Source organism: Sulfurimonas sp. NW9, from assembly GCF_051132275.1.
In the GTDB taxonomy this organism is placed as follows: Bacteria; Campylobacterota; Campylobacteria; order Campylobacterales; family Sulfurimonadaceae; genus Sulfurimonas; species Sulfurimonas hydrogeniphila.
This window is the reverse complement of the sequence record NZ_CP093236.1, coordinates 1075587-1095729: the sequence shown is the minus strand read 5'-3', so window position 1 is coordinate 1095729 and position 20143 is coordinate 1075587. Positions and strand designations below refer to the sequence as shown.

23 protein-coding genes and 3 pseudogenes are annotated in these 20143 nt (G+C 37.2%); 13 read left to right on the top strand and 13 right to left on the bottom strand.

Annotated elements, in window-relative coordinates; translation table 11 throughout:
• The 3 genes from MLC44_RS06245 to hemL are packed head-to-tail and all read right to left on the bottom strand — an operon-like array spanning position 1 to position 2135.
• Entirely contained in the window at positions 1–507 is a 507-nt protein-coding gene (locus MLC44_RS06245; RefSeq protein WP_188109948.1) for a hypothetical protein, read from the bottom strand.
• On the bottom strand, positions 491–850 hold the full coding sequence (locus MLC44_RS06240; protein WP_346388732.1) for an AtpZ/AtpI family protein: 360 nt from the start codon (positions 848–850) through the stop codon (positions 491–493). The genes MLC44_RS06245 and MLC44_RS06240 overlap by 17 nt, the downstream gene beginning before the upstream one ends.
• The gene (hemL, locus tag MLC44_RS06235; RefSeq protein ID WP_418641384.1) at positions 843–2135 is read right to left on the bottom strand and encodes a glutamate-1-semialdehyde 2,1-aminomutase; all 1293 of its coding nucleotides are present in this window, start codon (positions 2133–2135) and stop codon (positions 843–845) included. Before hemL ends, MLC44_RS06240 begins: the two co-directional genes overlap by 8 nt.
• A 112-nt stretch (positions 2136–2247) precedes the next feature.
• Here hemL and MLC44_RS06230 point away from each other — a divergent pair, with 112 nt between their 5' ends.
• Positions 2248–3132, top strand: coding sequence for a hypothetical protein (locus MLC44_RS06230; RefSeq protein WP_346388730.1), 885 nt, complete (start codon positions 2248–2250; stop codon positions 3130–3132).
• Between the two features lie 9 nt (positions 3133–3141).
• On the opposite strand, the gene MLC44_RS06225 is transcribed toward MLC44_RS06230, so the two are convergent.
• Positions 3142–4068: an HpcH/HpaI aldolase/citrate lyase family protein gene (locus MLC44_RS06225; RefSeq protein ID WP_434658825.1), complete on the bottom strand. Its 927-nt coding sequence runs from the start codon at positions 4066–4068 to the stop codon at positions 3142–3144.
• Positions 4058–4405: a c-type cytochrome gene (locus MLC44_RS06220; protein ID WP_151900378.1), complete on the bottom strand. Its 348-nt coding sequence runs from the start codon at positions 4403–4405 to the stop codon at positions 4058–4060. Before MLC44_RS06220 ends, MLC44_RS06225 begins: the two co-directional genes overlap by 11 nt.
• Positions 4406–4465: 60 nt before the next feature.
• On the opposite strand from MLC44_RS06220, the gene folD reads away from it, so the two are divergent.
• From folD to trpB, 7 genes and pseudogenes are all read left to right on the top strand, one after another.
• Positions 4466–5323 carry a bifunctional methylenetetrahydrofolate dehydrogenase/methenyltetrahydrofolate cyclohydrolase FolD gene (gene folD, locus MLC44_RS06215; protein WP_151900379.1) on the top strand — a complete coding sequence of 286 codons (858 nt, stop codon included), beginning with the start codon at positions 4466–4468 and terminating at the stop codon, positions 5321–5323.
• A gap of 4 nt (positions 5324–5327) precedes the next feature.
• Positions 5328–6137 (top strand): signal peptidase I, encoded by an 810-nt coding sequence (gene lepB, locus MLC44_RS06210; protein ID WP_434658824.1) that lies wholly within the window; start codon positions 5328–5330, stop codon positions 6135–6137.
• The gene (locus MLC44_RS06205) at positions 6124–6801 is read left to right on the top strand and encodes a site-2 protease family protein (protein ID WP_151900381.1); all 678 of its coding nucleotides are present in this window, start codon (positions 6124–6126) and stop codon (positions 6799–6801) included. Before lepB ends, MLC44_RS06205 begins: the two co-directional genes overlap by 14 nt.
• Positions 6802–6811: 10 nt before the next feature.
• Positions 6812–7243, top strand: coding sequence for a ribose 5-phosphate isomerase B (gene rpiB, locus MLC44_RS06200; RefSeq protein WP_151900382.1), 432 nt, complete (start codon positions 6812–6814; stop codon positions 7241–7243).
• Between the two features lie 22 nt (positions 7244–7265).
• Complete coding sequence (locus MLC44_RS06195) at positions 7266–7598, top strand: hypothetical protein (protein ID WP_151900383.1); 333 nt, start codon at positions 7266–7268, stop codon at positions 7596–7598.
• Positions 7599–7606: 8 nt separating this feature from the next.
• Positions 7607–8157: pseudogene (locus MLC44_RS06190) on the top strand (adenine phosphoribosyltransferase).
• A 2-nt stretch (positions 8158–8159) separates the two neighbouring features.
• Positions 8160–9356: pseudogene (gene trpB / locus MLC44_RS06185) on the top strand (tryptophan synthase subunit beta).
• Between the two features lie 6 nt (positions 9357–9362).
• Here the strand turns inward: trpB and MLC44_RS06180 are convergent.
• On the bottom strand, positions 9363–10265 hold the full coding sequence (locus MLC44_RS06180; RefSeq protein ID WP_434658823.1) for a diguanylate cyclase domain-containing protein: 903 nt from the start codon (positions 10263–10265) through the stop codon (positions 9363–9365).
• Positions 10266–10356: 91 nt separating this feature from the next.
• Here MLC44_RS06180 and MLC44_RS06175 point away from each other — a divergent pair, with 91 nt between their 5' ends.
• From MLC44_RS06175 to metE, 4 genes and pseudogenes are all read left to right on the top strand, one after another.
• Positions 10357–10614, top strand: coding sequence for a hypothetical protein (locus MLC44_RS06175; protein ID WP_434658822.1), 258 nt, complete (start codon positions 10357–10359; stop codon positions 10612–10614).
• Positions 10526–11764: a leucyl aminopeptidase gene (locus MLC44_RS06170; RefSeq protein ID WP_434658821.1), complete on the top strand. Its 1239-nt coding sequence runs from the start codon at positions 10526–10528 to the stop codon at positions 11762–11764. The genes MLC44_RS06175 and MLC44_RS06170 overlap by 89 nt, the downstream gene beginning before the upstream one ends.
• A 40-nt stretch (positions 11765–11804) precedes the next feature.
• Positions 11805–12002 (top strand): hypothetical protein, encoded by a 198-nt coding sequence (locus MLC44_RS06165; RefSeq protein WP_151900385.1) that lies wholly within the window; start codon positions 11805–11807, stop codon positions 12000–12002.
• 73 nt (positions 12003–12075) lie between these two features.
• Positions 12076–14354 (top strand): annotated as a pseudogene (gene metE / locus MLC44_RS06160) (5-methyltetrahydropteroyltriglutamate--homocysteine S-methyltransferase).
• A 13-nt stretch (positions 14355–14367) separates the two neighbouring features.
• On the opposite strand, the gene MLC44_RS06155 reads toward metE, so the two are convergent.
• Entirely contained in the window at positions 14368–14691 is a 324-nt protein-coding gene (locus tag MLC44_RS06155) for an MTH1187 family thiamine-binding protein (RefSeq protein ID WP_151900387.1), read from the bottom strand.
• Positions 14692–14782: 91 nt separating this feature from the next.
• Here MLC44_RS06155 and ychF point away from each other — a divergent pair, with 91 nt between their 5' ends.
• On the top strand, positions 14783–15883 hold the full coding sequence (gene ychF, locus MLC44_RS06150) for a redox-regulated ATPase YchF (RefSeq protein ID WP_434658820.1): 1101 nt from the start codon (positions 14783–14785) through the stop codon (positions 15881–15883).
• Between the two features lie 176 nt (positions 15884–16059).
• Here ychF and MLC44_RS06145 read toward each other — a convergent pair whose 3' ends face one another.
• The 6 genes from MLC44_RS06145 to MLC44_RS06120 all read right to left on the bottom strand — a co-directional run bounded on the left by MLC44_RS06145 (position 16060) and on the right by MLC44_RS06120 (position 20143).
• On the bottom strand, positions 16060–17313 hold the full coding sequence (locus MLC44_RS06145; protein WP_151900389.1) for a hypothetical protein: 1254 nt from the start codon (positions 17311–17313) through the stop codon (positions 16060–16062).
• A gap of 79 nt (positions 17314–17392) precedes the next feature.
• Complete coding sequence (locus tag MLC44_RS06140) at positions 17393–17695, bottom strand: hypothetical protein (RefSeq protein ID WP_346388722.1); 303 nt, start codon at positions 17693–17695, stop codon at positions 17393–17395.
• Positions 17695–18093, bottom strand: coding sequence for a chaperone NapD (locus MLC44_RS06135; protein WP_151900391.1), 399 nt, complete (start codon positions 18091–18093; stop codon positions 17695–17697). The genes MLC44_RS06140 and MLC44_RS06135 overlap by 1 nt, the downstream gene beginning before the upstream one ends.
• Positions 18094–18235: 142 nt before the next feature.
• Positions 18236–18679 carry a PAS domain-containing protein gene (locus MLC44_RS06130; protein WP_151901521.1) on the bottom strand — a complete coding sequence of 148 codons (444 nt, stop codon included), beginning with the start codon at positions 18677–18679 and terminating at the stop codon, positions 18236–18238.
• Positions 18680–18692: 13 nt separating this feature from the next.
• Entirely contained in the window at positions 18693–19646 is a 954-nt protein-coding gene (locus tag MLC44_RS06125) for a WD40 repeat domain-containing protein (RefSeq protein ID WP_346388721.1), read from the bottom strand.
• A complete protein-coding gene (locus MLC44_RS06120) occupies positions 19643–20143 on the bottom strand; it encodes a ferredoxin-type protein NapF (RefSeq protein ID WP_151900393.1) in 501 nt (166 codons plus the stop codon). The genes MLC44_RS06125 and MLC44_RS06120 overlap by 4 nt, the downstream gene beginning before the upstream one ends.

Genomic DNA, 20143 nt, shown 5'->3' with positions numbered 1-20143 from the left:
TTAAGCTAAAACTTCTTTAGAGACCAAAGCACCGGTTACAATTCCGATCAAAAGAGACGGAAGGTAATATGCCAGCTCCAGTACTTCATTGTTCTTCAAAGCTATAAATCCTAATATAAGCAGTATATAGGGTATGATTCGTATAATGGAAACACTTCCTCTGAAGCCATGTTTTGCATTTTTCAGGCTTAAAGTCTTTATTTTTGCTTTTTCTTCTTTGACAATCTGCTTTAAATCAAGCTCTTCTGCCGGAGTATTATTTATACTGTCGTCTTCGTAAAGTCCATGCGGATCATCTATTGTGTCAAGCAGATCTTTTTCGTCTTCATATTCTTTAGTATCAACCTTGTTCTGCACCATTTTTCTATAAGAAAAAGAGGAACCGAGTATAATCAAAAAAGCACTTAAGAATGCAATTTCGATATTGAGAAATATTTTTTGAGAATAAAAATATGTGATAAAAATCAGAATCTGTACCACAAAAAAAATACTAATAGTTTTTTTCACCGTAATCCTCATCCTCATCATCTTCAAGCTGTTTTTTTATCGCATATCTGTCTTCTTTTGCCAGTTTTTCAAATTCTTTGTATTGTTTTGAATATGCTTTGTAGATATTTAATATTGCTGCTGCAACTCCAATGAAAACACCTACCCAAAAAAGCCACTCGATACCTGTCCATCTTTTTAACAGCCAGCCAATACCGACACCCAACAGTACCGCCACAACCATGGAGATACCCAAAGAGAGACTGTCTGCTGCCTCTACAATAGGCTTTATTCTTGGTTTGCGTTGCCCCGGGGCATTCTCTCTGGCTTCGCTATTCACCTTGTCCTGCGTGTCATCAGACATTTGTTATTTCCTTAAATACTTCGGCACTCGCCTGTATTGTATTTTCTATCATTTCATCGGTAATTGCCGTGGAAATAAATCCTGTTTCATACAAAGAACAGGCAAAGTAGTGTCCGCGCTCAAGCATGCCGGTATGAAACTTTGCAAAAAGTTCTGCATCACTCTTTGCTGCATCACTAAAGTTTTTTACAGGTTTGTCATTAAAGAAAAAACCGAACATTGAACCTCTTGTATCTACCTGCATAGGTATATTGTACTTTGCAGCGGTCCTTTGCATCCCTTCAACCAGTCTTTTGGCTCTTTCATTTAAAACATCAATCACTCTTGCATTGTTTTTGAGTTTCATCAGAGCAGTATATCCTGCTGCCATTGCCACAGGATTGCCGCTTAAAGTTCCGGCCTGGTACACAGGACCTTCAGGTGAGAGCATTGCCATTATCTCTGCGCGCGCACCAAAGGCACCGACCGGCATACCGCCGCCTATCACCTTTCCGAGTGTTACTATGTCAGGTTTTACCCCTGTTATGGACTCGGCACCGTGAACACTTGCGCGAAATCCGCTCATCACTTCATCAAACAAAAGCAGAGTACCGTGTTCGTCACAAAGCTTTCTGAGTGCATGCAAAAACTCTTTGTCAGCCGGAACAAGTCCCATATTGCCTGCAATTGGTTCTATAATCACACAGGCAATATTGTCGGAGTCCGCAAAACATTTTTTGACACTCTCTATATTGTTATATTCAGCCAAAAGCGTGTGTTTTGTAAAGTCAGCCGGAACACCGGGACTTGAAGGATTTCCAAAAGTCGCCGCACCGCTTCCCGCTTCGACCAAAAGAGCATCACTGTGTCCGTGATAGCATCCTGTAAACTTCACAATATCATCACGCCCTGTAAAGCCGCGTGCCAAACGAATAGCACTCATAACAGCTTCTGTTCCGCTGCTTACAAAACGTACTTTGTCAATTGAGTCAAAAAAGCCGACAACAAGCTTTGCGAGTTCTGTCTCTGCCAATGTCGGTGCGCCAAAGCTCAAACCATGCTTTACGGCATCAATAACAGCAGCTTCTATAGCTTCATCACGATGTCCAAAAAGTAAAGGTCCCCAACTTTGGACATAATCAATATACTCATTCCCGTCTACATCTTTCAAGTAGGCGCCTTTGCCCTCAGTGATAAACAGAGGTGTTGTACCCACACTCTTAAATGCTCTTACCGGTGAATCAACCCCACCCGGGATTAAACGCTGTGCCTCTTCAAATGCTTTTTGTGATGCCTCTGTATTCATTTGCAACCTTGTATCTCTATTTTTTTATAATTATATCTAAGTATTGCTAAACGACAGCAACACTATTAATATTGATTTGATATAATCTCACAAATTAAATAATGGATTATTTTTGAACAGATCTTCTTTTGCCTTTTTCGTTGCTTTACTGATACATCTGCTTCTGTTTTTGCTTTTGTGGATAGTGTGGACTTTTACACCGGATACAGAAAAAAAAGCAGTTCCCAAAGAAAAAAGAATTAAAATATCTCTCAAAGAGATGCCAAAGAAGCATAAAAAATCAGGAATAACAAAACAAAAGCCCAAACCTTCGCCCATTGTTCCGCCAATGCCAAAAGGTTCCCAGCTTAAAAAAATAGTAAAACAAAAAACTGTAAAATATGAACCAAAGAAAACACCCAGAAAACCAAAATTAAACAAGCCGAAAAAAACAAAAAAAATCATCAAAAAAACAGTGAAACAGCCAAAGGTCAAACCTCTTCCGACAAAAAAATCCTATATTCCTTTAGAAAAAAAAGCCCAACCAAAAAAAATAAAAAAGCCAGAGGAAAAGCCAAAAAAACTCTCCTGGCTTTATGAAGACAAATCTGCCCAGGAAACAAAAAGTGTCAGGAAAAAAGCCACACACAACAACAGTAATATTTCTCAAAATATTAAAAAACTCTACGGGGATGAATTTGGCAAACTTACACCCGGACAACAGCAGTATATTTTAGATAACCAGGAGATTATGCGCAGAATTACCCAACAGGTCCTTAATCGTGTTGCAAGAGTCAATATCCCACGGGGTTTACATGTAAACAGAAGTAATGTAATAGAATTCTATTTGCATCCAAACGGAGATATGACAGGTTTTCGCTTTATTTCCAAGAGTGGCTACTATATTCTTGATGATACAACCAAAGAGACTATAGAGTATGCCTACAGCAGATACCCAAGACCAAAAGAGACAACGCTGATACGATACAATGTATTTTATAATCTAGCAGGATATTAAGCCAGGCACTTAAGCTTTTTGTGCGGCCAACAGTTTCAAGGCACCTTTATATATCGGCTCATCAATAAACCCATACTCTTCATCTACAAAACCGGTAATACCCTCATCACGATGCATCTCAAAGAGTTTCACAATGATTTTTGCCCTTTTTAGCTCTTCTTCTGTATCTACAAATATTTTATGTACAAGTTTCACCTGTCCCGGTGAGATACAGGCTTTTGCATCATATCCCATCTCTTTTTCAAGCAGTAACCATTGTTCAAAAGTTTTTAAATCTTCAAATTCCTGAAACACAAAGGAAACAGGTTTTACTTTCATAGCTCTGGCTGTAATTAAAAAATGTGCAAGCATATATTTCACAGTCGGATTTTGCAGATTAATCAAACTCTGTGAAAGCCCCATATCGGCAAACAAATCTAAAATTCCAAGATAAAACACCCCTACCCTTTTGTTTATTTTCAAAGAAGAAAGATTATGCCAGGCCTGGGCTGTTTCTATAGAAAGATGCAAGTCTATGTCATCATGCAAAAGAGCCAGTACATTTTTTACTTCTTCTTTGTTTTTAATTTTTGGTACACGGACAGCATCAGGCATAAACTGATTAAGATAGGCAATTTCATCATAGCCACCCTTATCCAAAGCATTCACCCGAACAACCAGTTTCTTGTCACTCTTTTTAAGGTGAGAGAGAAAAACAGCTGCCAAAGCGAGAGCAAAAGGTTTGTCTTCTTTGCTTACACCATCTTCCAGATTTAACATAATGCACTCTGCTTCAAGACTTTCTATTTTAGAAAGATGTTTAATATTATGACAAGAAAGCATCAATACTGATTTAAAACTGTTTTTTTTGTTGATGTGGCGAAATGTTGGCACAGCCAAAGCATCAAGTGCAGCCAAGTCCCTGTTTTCATACGCTTGTGTAATTTCACTTAACATCTTTTTTCTTTTTATCGTTTTTGTGCAGATACAGATACAATGCCTGAATTTCTTCTGTCGTTAAAAAATATCTCGGCATACCTCTTTTCCTTTGGTTTAAAACTCTATAAAAACTATCGAACTCAATGTTGTTAATTCTTGGGCCGACAAAACTTTTTTTCTTTTTTTTATGCACATAGTCAGCTATGACTTTCCCTTCCCCGTTCTCTCCGTGACAATTTTGACAGCCTATGCCTCTTGGGTTTTTATAAAGTTGTGAAGCATATTCCATCGGTGTTATAAAAGTACTTGAAGCGTATACAAACAGGGGAATCATTAAAAAAAAGATATGTTTCATCATTAGCCTAATATTATTTTAAAAGGGTATAATATCAAAAAATTTATTTAAGAGGTTTAAATGCAGATTCTTGATGGGAAAGCACTTGCAAAAAAAATTGAAAACAATGTGGCAGATGAAGTTGCCAAATTAAAAGCACAAACAGACAGAACTCCAGGACTTGCCGTAATACTTGTAGGGCAGGATCCTGCGAGCCAGGCATATGTCAGCATGAAGAAAAAAGCCTGTGACAGAGTCGGTTTTTACTCAGTCAGCCATGAAATGCCAGAAGACATTTCTCAAGATGCGATAGAAAATACCATCAAAATGATGAATCAAAACCCAAATATTGACGGAATACTTGTGCAGCTTCCTCTGCCTCCGCAAATAGATACAACAAAAATTCTTGAACTTGTTGATCCTGCAAAAGATGTTGACGGTTTTCATCCCTACAATGTAGGACGCCTTGTCACAAATCTGGACGGTTTTGTACCCTGCACACCACTTGGTGTAATGGAACTTTTACAAGAGTATGACATTGATGTAAAAGGAAAGAACTGTTGTGTTGTCGGTGCTTCGAATATTGTCGGAAAACCTATGGCTGCTCTTTTGCTCAACGCAGATGCTACTGTTGAAGTATGTCATATATTTACAGATGACTTAAAAAAACATACATTAAATGCAGATATTATTCTTGTCGGTGTCGGCGTTATTAATCTTATCAAAGAAGATATGGTAAAAGACGGTGCCATCATCATAGATATAGGGATCAACAGAGCAGACAACGGCAAACTTGTCGGTGATGTGGATTTTGAAAATGTAAGTAAAAAATGCTCATACATCACACCTGTTCCCGGCGGTGTCGGACCGATGACTATTGCAATGCTTTTGAGCAATACTCTCAAAGCCGCAAAACTCAATGCACAAGACAAAGATTAATTCAATGAAAAAAATCTTACATAAAGCATATAAATGGTCAAACTCCTGGACAGGGACTGTTGTCATTGTTCTTTTTACTATCTTTTTTGTTGCCCAGGCTTTTCGTATTCCAAGCGGCAGCATGAAAGACTCCCTTCTGATCGGAGACCACCTTTTTGCCAAAAAATTTGCGTACGGTATTCCTATGCCCTATATTCCGTTTTTGGAAATTCCCATTATTCCATGGAGCAAAGAGTTGAAAATTGTTGATGGAGACACCCCAAAGCACGGTGATATCGTCATTTTCAGATACCCCGGAAATATTAAACAGCATTTTGTAAAACGCTGTGTTGCTCTTCCCGGAGACGAATTGTTTGTTGCTGATAAAAACCTGTTTCTACACTTTAAAGAAGGTGACGAATGGATTAAAAAGAATTATAAAGATTATGAAATAGCAATTTTTGACGGTAAACTGTGGGTAAAAAATCCTTATATGAAAAAACATCCCGGTATTCATCATGACCCGAAAATCGTAAATAACGGGCGTTTTCCGATACAGATTTTTTATGTAAACCCGCTCAAAGTCGAAAAAAATCATTATTTTATGATGGGTGACAATCGTGACCACTCCAATGACAGCCGTTTCTGGGGAAGTGTTCCTTATGAAAATATTGAAGGAACCCCCTGGTTTATCTATTTCTCAATTGACAAAAATTATAAAATTCGATGGGACAGAATAGGAAAAACACCTGCCGACCTGGAAAAACCGGAGCACTTAAAAAAAGCAATACAAGAAAGAGAAAAAGAAGACAAAGAATATTATGGACTCACTTGATTTATTAAAAATAGCAGCTGCCGTTTTAGCACTTGCTGTTGCAATTATCGGACACGAAATTATGCATGGCTGGGTTGCTTACATGTACGGTGACATGACAGCCAAAAATGCAGGACGTTTAACAGTAAACCCAATTTCGCACATAGATCTTGTCGGAACTATCATAGTGCCTGCTACTATGTACTTTTTACCGATGCTGTTAGGCTCGGACGGCGGTATTTTGTTCGGTTGGGCAAAGCCTGTTCCGATCAATACCTTTACTGTCATAAACAGAGGTGGATATAATGCCGCTATGCAGGTGGACTTGGCAGGTATTGTCTATAATTTCACTATGGGTGCAGTCGCAGCAATTACTCTGACTGCTATGAGTACACCGACAACTGCCGACTCTCTGTTTTATATATTTTTCTATATATTTATATACCAACTGCTTATTATCAATATAGTTTTAGGCGTATTTAACCTGCTGCCTATTCCCCAGTTTGACGGTGGGCATTTTTTAATGCATCTTGCGTTAAAATATAAAATAAATTCTATTGCAGAGTTTTATTACAAATATGACAGATACGGGATTGTTATTGTACTTATTATTTTAATGACCCCGTTAAATCAATATGTACTTTTTATGCCGGTGCAGGCAATTATACATTTGTTACTATCTTAGAGGAGAGAAAATGAAATTTTATATAGGTACCGACCATGCAGGTTTAGAACTGAAGAACTGGACAGTAGAGCTTTTACAATCCAAAGGACATGAAGTAATTGATTTTGGACCATATAGTGCAGACAGAGTGGACTACCCTGATTATGCGCACAAGGTTGCAACGGCGGTTTTGGAAGATGAAAACTCCCAAGGTATTTTAATCTGCGGGAGCGGAATCGGTATGAGTATGGCAGCCAACAGGCATCACGGTATTCGTGCTGCACTGTGCCATGATGCTTATACTGCAACCGTAGCACGCGGACACAATGATGCAAATATCTTATGTTTTGGTGAGAGAATTGTCGGAAAAGGTGTTGCTGAATCTATCATTGATGCATGGATAGCAGGAAGCTTTGAAGGTGGCCGTCACATTGCCAGAGTAGCAAAAATAGAAACACTCTAACAAATACATTCAAGGAAAAGCTATGTTTGGAGAATGGTCACTTTTAACAATACTCTCTATTGTCTCTATCTATTTATTTGTAAAAATGTTTTATTTCAAAAGCATTACAAATAAGGAACAAAGAAGCAATGACTTAATGAAATTAACGCTTCAGGAGGCAGAAATTTTAATTCGAAAGTACCAGATTCAACTCCAGCGTGCTCTTGGAAATGTCGATATATTAAGCGAAGAACTGACAAAACTCAGAAATGAGTTAAAGGTTTTAAAACAAAGAAATGCAAAACACAGACAGGAAGTAGACAGACTCAATGCAAAGATTAAAGCACTGGAAAGTCGTATTGACGCACTTTTATAAGGATGAAAATGATAACACTAAGTAAAACTGAAAAAAAAATCCTGGAAAACTCAATCAGAGATATACAAGATTTTCCAAAACCGGGGATTGTGTTCAAAGATATCACTACTTTACTCAACAACAAAGAGGCATATGCTGTTTTGATGAATCATCTTTACCAAAGATATAAAGAGTATAATCTTGAATATATTGCCGGTATTGATGCCAGAGGTTTTATATTCGGAGCGGCTTTAGCGCAAATGCTCGGAATTGGATTTGTGCCTATTCGCAAAAAAGGAAAACTTCCCTACACAACCATTAGCGAAAAGTATGCGCTCGAATACGGAGTGGATGAAATCGAAGTTCATATAGATGCTTTTGGAAACGAAAAGGTGCAAGAGTCCTCGTAATAGATGATTTAATAGCTACAGGCGGTACAGCAAATGCGGCTGCCACACTTGTCAACCAGACAGGTGCCACATGTATCGAATGTTGTTTTATTATAGGACTTGCCTTCCTTGACGGTATAAAAAAACTACAAGAAAAAACTGATGTATATTCAGTGATAGAGGTTAACTAATGATGTATATTCCCAGCCCTTCAAAATATGATCCTGACGAAAACGGACATTTTGGAATTTTCGGTGGTCGCTATGTTCCTGAAACACTTATGCCGGCACTGCTTCAACTCAAAGTTGAATATGAAGCTATTCGTTTTGATGAAGAGTTCTGGAAAGAGGTCGACTACTATCTAAAAGATTATGTAGGGCGCCCGAGTCCTCTTTTTTATGCCGAAAATATTTCTAAAGAAATCGGTGCAAAGGTTTATCTCAAACGTGAAGACTTAAATCATACAGGTGCTCATAAGGTCAACAATGTTATTGCACAGGGTTTGATGGCAAAACGCTTAGGTTATAAAAAAGTCATTGCTGAGACCGGTGCGGGACAGCATGGTGTGGCAACAGCAACCATTGCAGCACTGCTTGATTTGGAGTGTGAAATATTTATGGGTGCAAAGGATGTAGAGCGCCAAGAACTGAATGTTTTTCGTATGAAACTTCTTGGTGCAAAGGTCAATGCTGTTGAGAGTGGCAGCAGACACTTAAAGATGCAATGAATGATGCCATCCGTCACTGGGTCACCAATGCAAGAGATACCTTTTACATCATAGGAACAGTCGCCGGTCCACACCCCTACCCTATGATGGTACGCGACTTTCAGGCAATTATCGGCTGGGAGGCAAGAGCACAGATTTTACAAAAAGAGAACAGACTGCCGATTATGTGCTTGCCTGCATAGGAGGAGGCAGCAATGCCATCGGTATGTTTCAACACTTTTTAGATGACAAAGAGGTACAATGTATCGGTATTGAAGCCGGTGGACTTGGCTTAGATACAAACAAACACGGCTGTTCTTTGGAAAAAGGGCGTCCAGGTATTTTGCATGGTCAGATGAGCTATCTGCTCCAAGACGAAGACGGACAGGTTCTTGAAGCGCATTCAATCAGTGCGGGACTTGACTACCCGGGCATTGGACCTGAACATGCTTTTCACAAAGACAACAAATCAGTTTCATATGACAATGTCACAGACCAGGAAGCCCTGGATGCATTTGTTGGCTTTCTCAAAAAGAGGGAATCATTCCGGCATTTGAAAGTTCCCATGCAGTCGCCTATTTGAAAAAGATGCCTGATATAAAAGACAAACTCATCATCGTCAACCTCTCAGGCCGCGGAGACAAAGATATGATTCAGGCAAAAGATATTTTACATTTTGACTAATTGAAACTAGGCAATAAAGATTTTTCCATATCTTTGTTGTTTTGCTTCATAAAGAGCATACTTGGCTCTTTCTATCACATTTTTCATCTCATCATTTTCCATAAAACTGGTAATTCCAAATGCAATTTCAAGATTTGATTTTTCAATTGATTCTGCTCGAGAAAGTGCTGCACTCATTTTTTTAATAAACACTTCAGATAATTTTTCACTGGTATTTGTCAATATAAGAATAAAATCTGAGCCTTCCCATCTTGCCAACACATCTGATTTACGAATTAACTTTTTCAATTCTTTTGCAAAAAGTGATATAAGTTTTTCTCCATGATACAAACCAAACATACCAATAATTTTATTAATATTAATAAGAGAAAAATAGACTATAGTTGTATCTGTTTGATAACGGTTATAATAGTCTATTTGATATTTTAGAATAACTTGCATTTGCATTTTTGATGTTAATTTTGAAAGTTGATCAACGGTTGCAAGATTAGCAAGTTTATCCATTCTTAATCTATATTCCTGAAGTTTTGTAAATACTTCACAATGATAGGATACTCTGTCAATTATTTCCAAAGAGGCAAAAGGTTTTTTTATATAATCACATCCACCGGCTTTGAAACATTTATCAAGCTTCTCTTTACTGTATAGTTCTGCACTGTCTATAAAAACAGTCGGAATTTTCACAGAACTGTCAAAATTACTTTCAAATATTGTTTGAGTTAAGTCCAGATAATTAATACTTGTATTTACCAAAATAAGATTATATTCATCTATATTTTTTTTCAAAATATTAAATTCATTTAAATTCAGCACTGCCTTACATGTAAACTCATGTTTCTCTAATAATGAATTTAAAACATCAAAATTGTGCTGATTCACTTCTAGTATTAAAATTTGTTTTTTTATCATATGTGTATACTATCATAAAATTAATATTTTATTCTTTATTGGCTAATATTTTGCTATGATATAGAAAAATAAATTTACAAAATGGAACACTATGAATATAAAATTAATTACCGAAAAAGCATATAATGCAAAAAACAATGTGAGTGTAGAATTCGTCATGCCTCAAAATCTGGGCACACACAGATACTATAAACTGCTTAACAAGTCAGGTTTCAAAGCCAAACAAGATACTCTGTGCTCTTTGTACGAAAAGAACATACTTGTGTGCGGCATTGAAGAGAGCAGCGCTGACAATATTCGCAGTGCGGCAGCTACAGCGAATAAAGTCTTTAAAAACATCAAACTATAAATCTGCGAGCATTGCAGTAGAAAAAAACAATATAAAAGCTGTTGTAGAAGGTTTGGTCCTTGGCGGATATGAGTTTAACAAATACAAAACAAAAAATGAGAAACAAAAACTTAAAAATATTTACCTTACATGTAAAGATATAGCAGAGCTAAAAGATGCTTTTGAAGAAGCTGTAATAATTGCTGATGCAACCTGTTATACGCGTGATATAGTAAATATTGCTCCTGATGATTTGAATCCGCCTACTTTTGCAAAACTGGCAAAGAAACTGGCACGTGAAAATTCTCTTGAATGCACTGTTTTAGGACATAAAGAACTCAAAAAAGAAAGATGTGAGGCAATGCTTGCAGTCGGTCGCGCTTCGTGTCATGATACAAAACTGATTCACCTGGCATACAAACCAAAAAATCCGAAGAAAATTATATCTCTTGTCGGAAAGGGTCTGACCTATGACAGTGGCGGACTCAGTCTGAAACCTGCAACCTCAATGGTAACAATGAAAATGGACAAAGCCGGAGCCTGTGCAGTGCTGGGTATCATCAAGGCAGTCAGTGAATTAAAACTCAATATTGAAGTACACGCTTTTGTCGGTGCCGTTGAAAATATGATAGGCGGAAATGCCTACAAACCTGATGATGTTTTAACTTCTCGCAAAGGCGATACGATAGAAGTGAGAAACACAGATGCAGAGGGTCGCCTGGTGCTTGCGGATGTGCTTGATTACGCACAGGAAAAAGTTCAAGCAGATTATCTGTTTGATTTTGCAACGCTTACGGGTGCCTGTATGGTAGCTCTTGGACAGTATACAACAGGTGTTATGGGGCATTCCAACAGACTCAGACATGACATTTCCAAAGCTTCAGGCAGAGCCGGAGAGTTGACAGCTTCCCTGCCGTTTAACAAGTATTTGAAAAAACAGCTCAAAAGTGAAATAGCCGATATCTGTAATATTTCAAACAAGCCTTATGGCGGAGCTATTACAGCCGGACTTTTTTTAGACAACTTCATCAAAGAAGAAAACAAAGACAAATGGCTGCACTTTGACATAGCCGGAAGCGCCTATACTGAGAGTCCCTGGGATGTCAATGTATATGGCGGAACCGGTGCAGGTGTCCGTTTTATGAGTGAGTTTTTAAAAAGTATAAAATAAATATGCTATAATTCCGGTATATTTTAAAAAAGGAGAGAGAATGTCACTAAAAGAACTGTTTCTTGCAACTGCATTAGCATTGTTTCACAGCTCAAAACCGTGTCATTGCCATCTCTTCTTTACCATTAAATCAAAATTGATGGTTTTACTCAACCACTATATTCCAAGATGCCCGTTTTATACGGTATGTTTCGCATTTCGCCGCAGCGGTATTCACCCTCCCCTTTCAATATCCTAATCATTTAATCAAAAAACTTTATAAAAACAAATACAAATATTGTCAGAAATGACTTAAATCAAAGGATATTGTTATGTCAAAAAATACGTATGTAGTAGGATTTCCAAGAATCGGAGAACAAAGAGAACTGAAATTTGCCCTTGAGAGCTATTGGGCAAAAAAAAGCAGCTTTAGTGAAGTTGAAAAAGTAGCAAAAACATTGAAGCAAAGACACTGGAACTATCAAAATAATGCAGGTATAGAATATATCAGCACAAATGATTTTTCCTTTTATGACAACATGCTTGATATGGCAGTCACATTAAATGCTGTGCCAAAGCGCTTTACACATCTGCAGGGGGAAGAACGCTATTTTGCAATGGCAAGAGGCAACAAAGATGCCCTAGCGATGGAGATGACAAAATGGTTTAATACAAACTACCACTACATCGTTCCTGAATTATCACTTGAAGATGAGTACGAATTAAATGCCGATAAAATCATATCAGAATATAAAGAAGCAAAAAAACAGGGGTTTACATGTAAAATTAACATCATAGGACCATTGACATTTTTAGGGCTTTCAAAAAGAGCAGACGGTGGTGATACTTATGAATTGTATTCTAAAATTTTGGCTGTATATGAAGATCTTCTTCAAGAAATAGCCAAACTTGATGAGAGTGTTACTTTGCAAATTGATGAACCTATATTTGTAAAAGATCTTGAGACAACAGTGCTGAGCCTTATAAAACCGACCTATGACAAACTTGCCAATGTTTCTAAAAATATAAAAATTGCAGTTGTAACATATTTTGAACACTCATGCGAAGCAACAAAAATTCTTTTGCATACTCCTGTTTGGGCTCTTGGACTTGATTTTTTATATGGCAAAGAAAACTTTGATTCACTTGAACTCATTGCCAAATCTGACAAAATGCTTATTGCAGGCGTAGTTGACGGAAGAAACATTTGGAAAAACGATATTGAGAAGAGTGTCAATCTGCTTAATAGCATCGCTTTACATGTAAACAAAAATAATATCCTGGTTTCTTCTTCCTGTTCTTTGCTGCATGTACCCTTTAGCCTGAAATATGAAGAGAAAATGAATCCTGAAATAAAAAATTGGCTAAGTTACGGTATTGAAAAACTTGATGAAATTGCGCTTATCAGTAAAATATTTTTTCACTCTCAAGAAGCATTAGATGCAAATGAGCTTCAGTTTTTAAAAGAAAACCAAGAAGCAAACATTTCCAGAAGAACTTCAAAACTGATTCATGATGAAAACGTACAAGAGAGAATCAACAATATTGATAAATATGAACGTGAAGGAAAATATGAACAGAGAATAAAGCTTCAAAAAGAAAAACTGCAATATTTGCCACTTGCTACAACAACTATCGGTTCATTTCCGCAAACACCTGAAATAAGACATGCCAGACGGGAATATAAAAATGGCAACTTGGATGAAAAAAGCTATAAAAATGAGATGAAAAAATATATAGATGACTGTGTAGCTTTTCAAGAAGAGTGCGGGCTTGAAATTTTAGTCCATGGGAACCAGAACGCAATGATATGGTTGAATACTTTGGAGAACAGCTTCAGGGTTATGGCTTTTCCCAAAACGGCTGGGTGCAGAGCTATGGAAGCCGCTGTGTGAAACCGCCTTTTATTTACGGTGATATATCCCGTCCAAAGCCAATGACAGTAGAGTGGATCACCTATGCACAGAGCAAAACAAAAAAAATAATGAAAGGTATGCTCACAGGCCCTGTCACGATTTTAAACTGGTCATTTGTGCGGGATGATATGGAGCGTAGTGAAGTCAGCAAGCAAATTGCACTTGGAATCTGTGACGAAGTAGATGATTTGCAAAATGCCGGTATACAAATAATTCAGGTTGACGAAGCTGCATTTAAAGAGGGCTATCCTTTGCGAAAAGCAAAAGTGCAAGGGTATGAAGATTGGGCTGTAAGAGACTTCAAGCTTTCGGTAAGCTGTGCAAAACAAGAGACACAGATTCATACGCATATGTGCTACAGTGAATTTAATGACATTATTGCAACCATAGAAGCTATGGATGCGGACGTTATCTCAATAGAAACGGCGAGAAGCGGAAATGAATTGTTGAAAATTTTTGCAAAAGTCGGCTATAAACAGGAAGTAGGTCCAGGTGTTTATGATATTCATTCACCAAGAATTCCATCTGTAGAAGAGATTGTCACACAGATTCATTCACTCTTAGAGGTACTTCCAAAAGAGCAGTTATGGATAAATCCTGACTGTGGACTGAAAACACGTAAATGGGAAGAAGTGAAGCCCTCTTTGCAAAATATGGTTGAAGCTGTAAAAATTGTCAGAAAAACATTAGGCTAAAGCTGGAAGTCCATTATTTTTGGACTTCTCTCTTTAGTTGTGTTTCTATGGACTTAATCTTTGAAGTCAGTCTGTTTTTCGTGTTTTTTCGTATATCAAATTTTAGTGAGGAATAGACTCTGTCGCAACCGCTTACCTGCTCATACGCAAGTTCAATGATGTCTAAAGCCTCACGCATTGTCTTTGTTTCTACAACTGTTCCCATCGGGGTAAGTTGGTATGCTACGCCGCTTTTATCTATAGCGTCTACTATCTTAGCCACCTGTTTTGATACGGAACTGCCATCTCGACAGTTATCAGATGTCGGAAACATTGAAAATTCTAAAAGTACACTCATTTATTCATCCTTTAACTTTTAACCTATTGTACCACTCTTAATTTTAAATTTACTTAGATATAATTTCAAAAAATATTTCTAAAGGGTTATCATGGGATTAGCAATAGGCTTAGTCGGACTTCCAAACGTCGGTAAATCAACAACTTTTAATGCACTAACAAAGGCACAAAACGCGGAGGCAGCCAACTACCCATTTTGTACAATAGAGCCAAACAAGGCTGTTGTGCCTGTTCCTGACAAAAGACTGCATGAACTTGCAAAAATAGTCAATCCTGAAAGAATTCAATATTCTACTATTGATTTTGTTGACATCGCAGGGCTTGTAAAAGGTGCCAGCAAAGGCGAAGGTCTTGGAAACAAATTTCTTTCAAACATACGCGAGACAGAAGTGATTTTACAGATTGTCAGATGTTTTGAAGATGAAAATATTGTACATAATGAAGGAAGCATTGATCCTCTGCGTGACGTTGAAATCATCGAAGGTGAATTGATTTTGGCTGATATTGAAGTGCTTGCAAATCGAATCGAGAGACTTAAAAAACAGGCAAAAGCTGATAAAAGTGCAAAAACTGTTTTAGAAATGGCGGAAGAGCTTTTAGAGTTTCTGGGTGAAGGGAATTTAGCACGCAACTTTGAAAAAGCCGACTCTGATGAGTATCGCCAGCTTAACCGTGAAGTGCGTTTTTTAACCGACAAAGAGATTATGTACGGTGCAAATACAGACGAAGACGGATTGCTAGAAGACAACAAATACGTAAAAGCGCTTCGTGAACATGCGCAAAAGAACAACTGTGAACTCATTAAACTGTGTGCAAAAGTTGAAGAAGAGCTTATAGGTCTTGAAGATGAGGAAGCACAGGAATTTTTAACAGATTTAGGTGTAGAAGAATCAGGACTAGAACAAATCATACATAAAGGCTTTGACAAACTCGGTCTTATGAGCTACTTTACAGCTGGGGTCAAAGAGGTACGTTCCTGGACAATCAGAAAAAATTCAACTGCTCCAAAAGCAGCTGCAGCCATCCATAACGACTTTGAAAAAGGTTTCATACGTGCCGAAGTGATTGCCTATGAAGATTTTATAGCCTGCGGCGGTGAAGCAAAAGCCAAAGAAGCCGGAAAAATGAGATTGGAAGGAAAAGAGTATATTGTTCAAGACGGTGATATTATGCACTTCAGATTTAATGTGTGATGTAAGGAATATATAAACTTTTAAACAAATCAGCCTAGAATAAAGTCTAGGTTCCGAAAAACCTAATCAGTTTTTTCGGAACCCGTACTTTAGTGCGGGCTTTGTGCCTATAAAGACTAGACTGAAACCTTGTTTCTAAAAAACTTAACGCTTAGAGTTAATATGAAATTTGCTTTTTATTTTGTAGCAAATTTATAGTCTAAACCAACCCAGATTTTTTGAATGTCGTTTGTATATCCTGCAACTGTACCTTTTGAATAATCAGCATACTTTAAAAGACCTGTTAAGTTATTTACTCCAGGAATTTTATTTGTATATACTGCATCAAACTCAGAACCTAAGTCATCGAGCCCACCCATCGTTTTATCCGCTGTAAATGTGTGATAGACTGCAAGCAACTTGCCAAGACCTTTTGCAGTATAGCCTAAACGGACATTAAAATCTTTTAAACCGCCGAGTGGTCCGCTGTTTCCTACATAAAAGACATCCGCCCAACCGTTAAATTTATGATTTGTTCCCAGCATAGGGTTAAAGTTTGTTTTTCCGTCTGTTCCGGTAGTACCACTTAAAAACTCATAATTAACACCGGCTAGAATACCGTTTACATTTGCACCCAAATCCAAATTATAGTAAGAAGCATCTGCTTTTCCGTTACTGTTATGGATTTCCATAGTAGAATCTTTTTGTAAAGCATATTCAGCACGGTAGCTGAGTTTTGCCATACCTGTCTTTACTTTTCCTGTCAATGCAATACCGTAAGTATCATGTGCACCGGCTATCATATAGTCATATGCAGTTACTTTCAGTTCCGGCATTACTTTATATGCAGCATGTACGAGCACACTGTTCGTATCAGCAGTCGGTCCGGCGATTACACCCTGAAAACCATAAACCCACGCAACTAATACTGAAAGATTCTTAATAGAATTATTTGCAACAAACACTGTATCATAAGAACGTTCGAACTGTCTCCAGCCGACTGTGCCGATAAATCTTTGGTTGTCAAGATTTATTTGACTGCGCCCTACATGTACTGTTGTTTTATCAACACTGTAATTAATTTCAGCATTTGAAATCATTGCCTGTTGAGGGTCCATCACCACTGAATATGGTTTTGTTCCGTCTGTATAAGATGTTCCATTCCAGTTGTACTCATGCGAGCCTAAATTATTTACAGAAATCATACCAATACTTGCAGAAAGACCATCTACACCAAGGAGATTCGCTGTTGCTGTTAATTTTGTACGTACAGTATATGCACTCGCATTTGTCGTTGTTGCTTTTCCGTCATCAACACTCTCATAACGAGGACGAATTTGGCCTTTTAGTTTAATATTGTCTAAAATATTAATCCCGTCTGCACTTGCACTTACACTTAATCCACCGATTACTAATGGCAATGCTGCCATTGAAAGTAGTAATTTTTTCATTTCTCTTCCTTTTTTAAATTCACATAAATTATAACTTATATAACTTATGTAATTCTTGATATAAATCAAGTTTTTAGATTTACTCCTTGTTTTCCTGAGCAACAGGTGTAATCGGTTCCCCTCTCTCTTCTTCTATCTTTGCACGGTGTTCTGCCATAAGAACTCTGATTTCATCCATAACAAAAGGAGGCACATTGTCATCTTTTTGCCATTTCACTTCATCAATGTATCCACCATAGTCATCACCGAGTTTTTCAATGTTTTTTTCAAACTCATCCATATCAAAGCAAATTTCACTTCTACCGTCTGCTTCATCTTTAAGTTCTATAAACCATTTTCCGGTATCATCCAGTTTGATAGTAGCTGTAAAAATAACTGCCATTACTCAACTCCGTCAGGATTACTCAGGCTTTTTGCAAACTCTTGCAACTGAGAATCTTTTTTCTTTAAATCCCCATGGTACACGACTCTGTCAATCTCAACATTTTCATCTTTGAGTAGATTTGGCACGGCATCTGATTCATTAATCACTTTTATATTTGCATCGAGTTCATCTTCTGAATATGCCATCTGCATATCAGCCGCAATCACATGAGGAATAGCCTCTATCACTTTCAGTTTTCCAAGCTCTTCACTGACATCTTTACCTTCTATTGTAATGATAATACGGCCTTTTTCATCATGTAAATGATAATCACAAACCTCACACTCTTTTAAACTCTGCACCACTTCATCTAAAAACTTCGGTACTGTCTGTACCACTATACTTGAAACATTCATATTATCTTTTCCTTAATTTTATTTTATAAAATGAAGGAAACCTCCTTCATTCTTTTATTACGATGCCAGAAGTAATTCTGTCATCTACGCTAACGCTATGTTTCCTTCAGCAGGAAGCTCATTGCACTAGTGCAACTACAATTTAACTGTAAATTATTTTTCTTATTCTTTCGTTCTTTTCACTTCTCATTTTATCATATAATCTTTGATATTTTAACTTTGTTGCATAAGAAACGGGACTTCTGAGTGATTTGTATTCAACCAGCTCGCCTTTTTTATAGACACCCGAAACAAGAGCCTCAACCCAGTAAAAACCTCTATCTTTTCTGAGATTTTTTACTACGCCTTTCCACTGTTTTCCGGCTTTTATAGTATTCCACAAATCTTCAAATGTTGCATCCGGCATATCAGGATGCCTCACGATACTGTGGGGTTTACCGATGATTTCATTTTGAGAATATCCGCTTATTTCACAAAATGTTTCATTTGCATAGGTAATTCTCCCTGATAAATCTGTTCTTGAAATGATTAATTCATCTTGGGGAACTTCAGTTTCAACTAAAAATTCACTTTGTGTAAACTCCATCATCCACTACTCCTTATTTGATTTTATAATACCCTACTCTAGGCGAACTGCTGTTTATAAAAAACTCTTTTTCGTTGATAAAATAGATACTGTTGACAATCATTTTATCAGCTTTGTATTTTCCCAAAACCTCTCTTGTCGTTGTATCAAAAAGTTCTACATCGTTGTTTATATCACTGCTGTATGCAGCTGTTTTCCCGCTTGGGCTGAGTCCTACTCCATATACAAAAAAGTGTGACATTTTATAGTAGGCATCGCCGTTTTTCAGATTATACACTCCTACACGTCTGTCCTGTCCTCCTGTTAAAACCACTTCACCTTTAAAATCAATGCTGAAAATATTGTCGACATTGTCTCCATGAAGTGTTTTTACATGCTTGCCCTCCTTGGTGGAAATAAGATGCACATCTCCACTTTCATCCGCAATAGCCACTAATGTTTTGTCATTATTAAGTGCAAAATTGGAAAACTTGGACATAGAAGCCTGTGTTGTCCAGTTTTTCTTTTTTGATTTAATATTATAAGAGATAATGTCATTACTGATTAATGCAATCAATATATTCTCTTTGTCTATAAATTTTGCTTTGATAATGTTGAGTCTGTCATCTCCTGAAATGATTACATGTAAAGCTGAAGAATTGTAAATATGAACTCTGCTGTATCCTCCGTTATCTTGAGAAAGTATCAACAAAGAGCCATTAATCAGATCAATAGAAAATATTTTAGAATCTATTGCATCTCCCATAAAATCTTTAATTTTGTCTAACTTGATTGCCTGTATATTTTTTTTGCTTTTTGTATTAAAAATTTCTATTTTTCCGTCATCAGTAGCACAATAGAGTTTTTGTTTCTTATATAAAACATCTGTTACAAGTCCTGATGAAACCTTATAAATATACTCCGGCTGTATTAAACCTTTTGCATGTATGCCTGAAATGACCATTAGTAGAAAAACAAGATATTTCATTCACTTACCTTCTCAATATCAATAGCATCCGCCGGGCATCTGCTGATACAAAAACCGCAACTTGTGCATTTGCCATTGATTTCAGGCATAAACATTGCCTTAAAATCTATGGCATCTTCCAGACAGGGGTCTTTACATGAAAAACACATAACACCCTGCCAACTCAAACATTTATCCTGATTTATCACAATATCAGCAAAAATTTTCCTTTTGTTTTCAACCAGAAGAACATCACTGGGACAGGCTGTTGCACACTCATCACAATATGTACAGCCTCTTTTGCTAAAATCCAAGTAAGGTGTTCTGTCTTCTCCGATAATAATAATCTGCTCTTGACACAAAGTAGCGCACTGCGCTTCACAGTTTTGACACTCTGTAACAAAAGCATCAGCATCATTAAAATACGGTGGACGTATAATGACTGTTTCATTTTTATTTTTCTCTGCTGCCTCTTTTACAGAGGAAGAGAGAAAGCTAAAAAGCTCTCTTCTTTCCAT

Coding starts and splice junctions, on each gene's coding strand:
- MLC44_RS06240 (WP_346388732.1), bottom strand. CDS start 850: ATGTCTGATGACACGCAGGACAAGGTGAATAGCGAAGCCAGAGAGAAT.
- hemL (WP_418641384.1), bottom strand. CDS start 2,135: ATGAATACAGAGGCATCACAAAAAGCATTTGAAGAGGCACAGCGTTTA.
- MLC44_RS06225 (WP_434658825.1), bottom strand. CDS start 4,068: ATGTTAAGTGAAATTACACAAGCGTATGAAAACAGGGACTTGGCTGCA.
- MLC44_RS06220 (WP_151900378.1), bottom strand. CDS start 4,405: ATGAAACATATCTTTTTTTTAATGATTCCCCTGTTTGTATACGCTTCA.
- folD (WP_151900379.1), top strand. CDS start 4,466: ATGCAGATTCTTGATGGGAAAGCACTTGCAAAAAAAATTGAAAACAAT.
- lepB (WP_434658824.1), top strand. CDS start 5,328: ATGAAAAAAATCTTACATAAAGCATATAAATGGTCAAACTCCTGGACA.
- MLC44_RS06205 (WP_151900381.1), top strand. CDS start 6,124: ATGGACTCACTTGATTTATTAAAAATAGCAGCTGCCGTTTTAGCACTT.
- rpiB (WP_151900382.1), top strand. CDS start 6,812: ATGAAATTTTATATAGGTACCGACCATGCAGGTTTAGAACTGAAGAAC.
- MLC44_RS06195 (WP_151900383.1), top strand. CDS start 7,266: ATGTTTGGAGAATGGTCACTTTTAACAATACTCTCTATTGTCTCTATC.
- MLC44_RS06180 (WP_434658823.1), bottom strand. CDS start 10,265: ATGATAAAAAAACAAATTTTAATACTAGAAGTGAATCAGCACAATTTT.
- MLC44_RS06175 (WP_434658822.1), top strand. CDS start 10,357: ATGAATATAAAATTAATTACCGAAAAAGCATATAATGCAAAAAACAAT.
- MLC44_RS06165 (WP_151900385.1), top strand. CDS start 11,805: ATGTCACTAAAAGAACTGTTTCTTGCAACTGCATTAGCATTGTTTCAC.
- MLC44_RS06155 (WP_151900387.1), bottom strand. CDS start 14,691: ATGAGTGTACTTTTAGAATTTTCAATGTTTCCGACATCTGATAACTGT.
- ychF (WP_434658820.1), top strand. CDS start 14,783: ATGGGATTAGCAATAGGCTTAGTCGGACTTCCAAACGTCGGTAAATCA.
- MLC44_RS06145 (WP_151900389.1), bottom strand. CDS start 17,313: ATGAAAAAATTACTACTTTCAATGGCAGCATTGCCATTAGTAATCGGT.
- MLC44_RS06140 (WP_346388722.1), bottom strand. CDS start 17,695: ATGGCAGTTATTTTTACAGCTACTATCAAACTGGATGATACCGGAAAA.
- MLC44_RS06135 (WP_151900391.1), bottom strand. CDS start 18,093: ATGAATGTTTCAAGTATAGTGGTACAGACAGTACCGAAGTTTTTAGAT.
- MLC44_RS06130 (WP_151901521.1), bottom strand. CDS start 18,679: ATGGAGTTTACACAAAGTGAATTTTTAGTTGAAACTGAAGTTCCCCAA.
- MLC44_RS06125 (WP_346388721.1), bottom strand. CDS start 19,646: ATGAAATATCTTGTTTTTCTACTAATGGTCATTTCAGGCATACATGCA.
- MLC44_RS06120 (WP_151900393.1), bottom strand. CDS start 20,143: ATGGAAAGAAGAGAGCTTTTTAGCTTTCTCTCTTCCTCTGTAAAAGAG.